Annotated in this window: 5 protein-coding genes; 1 reads left to right on the forward strand and 4 read right to left on the reverse strand. The window is 34.9% G+C overall.

What is annotated here, in order from left to right; genetic code table 11:
* Nucleotides 1-116 precede the first annotated feature (116 nt).
* The 3 genes from HYG93_RS18975 to HYG93_RS18985 all read right to left on the reverse strand — a co-directional run bounded on the left by HYG93_RS18975 (nucleotide 117) and on the right by HYG93_RS18985 (nucleotide 2,240).
* Nucleotides 117-518, reverse strand: a complete 402-nt coding sequence (locus HYG93_RS18975; RefSeq protein ID WP_178962784.1) for a hypothetical protein — start codon at nucleotides 516-518, stop codon at nucleotides 117-119.
* A 92-nt stretch (nucleotides 519-610) separates the two neighbouring features.
* Nucleotides 611-1,444 (reverse strand): hypothetical protein, encoded by an 834-nt coding sequence (locus HYG93_RS18980; RefSeq protein WP_178962785.1) that lies wholly within the window; start codon nucleotides 1,442-1,444, stop codon nucleotides 611-613.
* Complete coding sequence (locus HYG93_RS18985; RefSeq protein ID WP_130125673.1) at nucleotides 1,434-2,240, reverse strand: hypothetical protein; 807 nt, start codon at nucleotides 2,238-2,240, stop codon at nucleotides 1,434-1,436. Before HYG93_RS18985 ends, HYG93_RS18980 begins: the two co-directional genes overlap by 11 nt.
* Nucleotides 2,241-2,639: 399 nt before the next feature.
* Here HYG93_RS18985 and HYG93_RS19720 point away from each other — a divergent pair, with 399 nt between their 5' ends.
* Nucleotides 2,640-2,756 carry a transposase gene (locus HYG93_RS19720; RefSeq protein WP_106986650.1) on the forward strand — a complete coding sequence of 39 codons (117 nt, stop codon included), beginning with the start codon at nucleotides 2,640-2,642 and terminating at the stop codon, nucleotides 2,754-2,756.
* Nucleotides 2,757-2,900: 144 nt separating this feature from the next.
* On the opposite strand, the gene HYG93_RS18995 is transcribed toward HYG93_RS19720, so the two are convergent.
* Nucleotides 2,901-3,257 (reverse strand): IS5 family transposase (locus tag HYG93_RS18995; RefSeq protein WP_178962265.1); only part of this gene is annotated, 357 nt, incomplete at its 5' end.

Consider the following 3,257-nt stretch of genomic DNA (forward strand, 5'->3'; position numbering starts at 1 on the left):
AATGGACAATGCCTATCCAAAATTGGAAATCTGCTATGAACCGCTTTAGTATCATGTTTGAAGAGCGTGTAACCAAGTATTTTTAAAACTGTATTTACACAGAATTATTTACACCCTCATAATTCATCATCTTTTTGATTTTTTATGCTTTGAATCTCTGTCGAAAGCTGTTCCAATTGTTGTTGTCTTTCATTCAATAACTTTCTTTTCTTTTGAAATTCTTCTGCTACTTTTGTGCTATCTCTTAATAATTCTCGTTCTTTCATCAATTCTTGAGTTTCTGCATAAAGTGCCGCTTTAATCTCATGAATAGACATGTCATGTGGATATTCATATTGCACTTTTTGCGCATTTTCTATGTCTTTATTGGTCAAATTCACATCTTTATTGCGTGTTCTCAGATTTGTCTCTAATCCAATGACTGTTTCTTTTATTTGGGCGATATTATTTTTTAAATCACGCAGTTGAAGATTAAACTCATTCAGCTGACTTTGCTGCTTAATTTTTTCGGGTTTCAATTTATTTCGCTGTAAGTTGACATAATAATCAATCGCTTGATGTTGTGTTGAATAATCATATGTTGCCTGATAAATGGCTTTAAATTCGCTGGCTAAAAAAGATTAAAGCGTTCTAAATTATTTTGTTTTAATTTTAAAGTTTGGCTTTGTTGATTCAGTTGTAAATATTTTTGATAGGTTTCTTCTAAGTCATGATCAAGTTTTTCTTCCTCACGACCACGTTGCATTTCAATTAGGGCAGCGATCGCAGATGAAAGAACATCTGAAACATTACTCGACATCGAAAACGCTAAATTATAGACCTTTCTAAAAGCATTGATTGAATCTGCATTATTGTTTTTTAACGGAATAATACAATATTGGGCATCTGGACTACCTAAACGTGCAAAAATCATTTGGCGGAGTTTTGCCGCTTCTTGAATAATGAGGCCACGTTGCTTTTGAGTAAATTTCAGCAGGCTTTCAGTACTTAAATTTTCCGCAAAATCTTGTTCGAATTCATTCCAAAATAAATGGCGCACTTCTTGATATGGAAGTGGAATAAATGCACGGTGATAAGCATAGTTTTGACTTTTTTCACTACTTGGCGCACGAAACAACACCATGGTAAATGTGCCACTTGGGTTTTCAACTTCAAGTGCGATATAAGATTTAAGCGTGGGAAAGTAAAAGCGAAATGATTGTTCAGTATCATACTGTCCATCCTTTCCTTCAAAACCGAATTTTTGGAAACAGTATCTAAAGTTTACTTCTGGAAAGAGTAACAATTTGGTTGCAGCTAAGCTTGCCGTTTTACCATTATTATTTCGCCCAAACATAGCTAAGTGCTGATCTAGAAGCAATTCAGAATAAGCATGCTTGGCAGCGTTCACAAAGACCAACCGCTTTAACGTGAACTGTAATAGCGACAAACTATCATTGATCATATAAAAAACTCTCTTGTTCAAGTCGGCGTTGGGTGCTGCACAGCAGTCGTGCAAAAGGACGAATAAAAATAGGCGCATCAACTGCGAAATGGGCTAGCTTTTCAATCTCATCTGAACTCAAAGCATGTACCACTTGCTCCAAACGTTTTTGAATGTCATAAGGTTGCACAAAAGTTATTGTTTTATTAGGTAATAATTGAAATAAATTTTTTGCTATTTGGAGTCCACCATAATCACAATCAAAACATAAGTACAAATGTTCATACTGATTCAAAAAGTTTTGATGTAAAGAATTCGCAATTTCATTTCCTGTACCAAAGATAAAATCTAGAGGTTGATCACATGGCACATGGGTATGATTTTTTAAAAATTTTTTAAATTTTTCACTATTTAAAAAGACTTGACGGTTTTCCACAATAACCGCATAACGTGACAAACTTACTGGCGTTTGATAACAACCATCTTGTTCAAAAACAACCACTTGTGGATGTTCTGACAATTGTCTTATTAGAATATATGAACCAATAACTTTATGCTGATGACTACGATTCTGTTTGGCAGCACTCATCCGATCATGCCCCATGTTGCTGACTAAATTTTGAATCTCTTTTTCAATGGTCGGGTGAATATATTCAATCTGATAAAGATCGCCCTTAATTTTAATTCCACGTATATCTGAGGCTTCAAGTCGATGTGGAATATTTAATTGTGCAACCAAACGCTTAAAACGAATAAGATTTACAGGCTGATTCTGATCTATCGCCACCATCATTTTTTTTAAATTATTTAAGTTCAAAGTGGACTATTCCCCATATCCTAGCTTTGCAAGCCATTTCTTACTAAATAAAAATAATCTTTTAGGTATATTTTAGCCAATCCATTTTTTTAATTTTCAGCCTTAGGCGACAACTCATGTCGCTTTCAGAATTATAAATGTAAATTGACTTATGAGGAGGTGGTGGGAGTTGAAGTCATTGCTAACATCATCTTTAGTCCGATAAAAGAAAGTGTTGAACCCATTTTGCACCTAAATTAATTTGAACAACTAAAGATTACTACTGTAATCTTTAGTTAGATGATTATTTAAAACACTATCCCAATTCTAGTTGTTTTTTTGCCATTCTACGATTGATGTGTGCTGATAAAAACAGAAAATTTAACTTGGTAAACTAAACATACTCATTAGGAGTTTACCATGAGAAAAAAACAAAAGTTTTATACAGCAGAATTCAAAGCTGAAGCAATCAAAGCGATTGAATCAAATCAAGACAATGTCTCTGAAACTGCTCGACAGCGTGGTATTTCCATGTAACCCTTTTCAAATTGCTACAACAAAGCAAAAGCTGGAACATTAGTAGGCACACAACACTATTCGCCTAATCTTGTTGCTCTAATCAAAGAAAAGGCTTTGTTGCATAGAGTCTTTAAAGGTAGAGTTATCCTAAGTCGCTAAAATTTAAGGCATAACTTGGGTATGTGGTCGGCCAATTTCCGTAAATTTATTTAATAGGGCTACACGAGCATGAATTTCATTTACTTGACTGGGAAAGCTTCTTGCCATTAATTTTTCGCCTAATAATTTGATGCAATGCATCTTGGTTTCAACCAAACTGCGACGGTGATAGCCTGACCATTTTTTCCATAGTGTCCTGCCTAAACGTTTAACGGTTCGAAGTAATTCATTTCGCTCTAGCGAGCTAATCTTTGTATCTTTCCAAGGTCTCGCATTTTTTCTTGGTGGAATCACCGCATGCGCTTGTCGGTCTGCGATTAGCTGACGGCATTGCTTGGTGTCATAAGCCCCATCAGTATA

Origin of the sequence: Acinetobacter sp. SwsAc6, assembly GCF_013391565.1 — a bacterium.
GTDB classification, from domain to species: Bacteria; Pseudomonadota; Gammaproteobacteria; order Pseudomonadales; family Moraxellaceae; genus Acinetobacter; species Acinetobacter cumulans.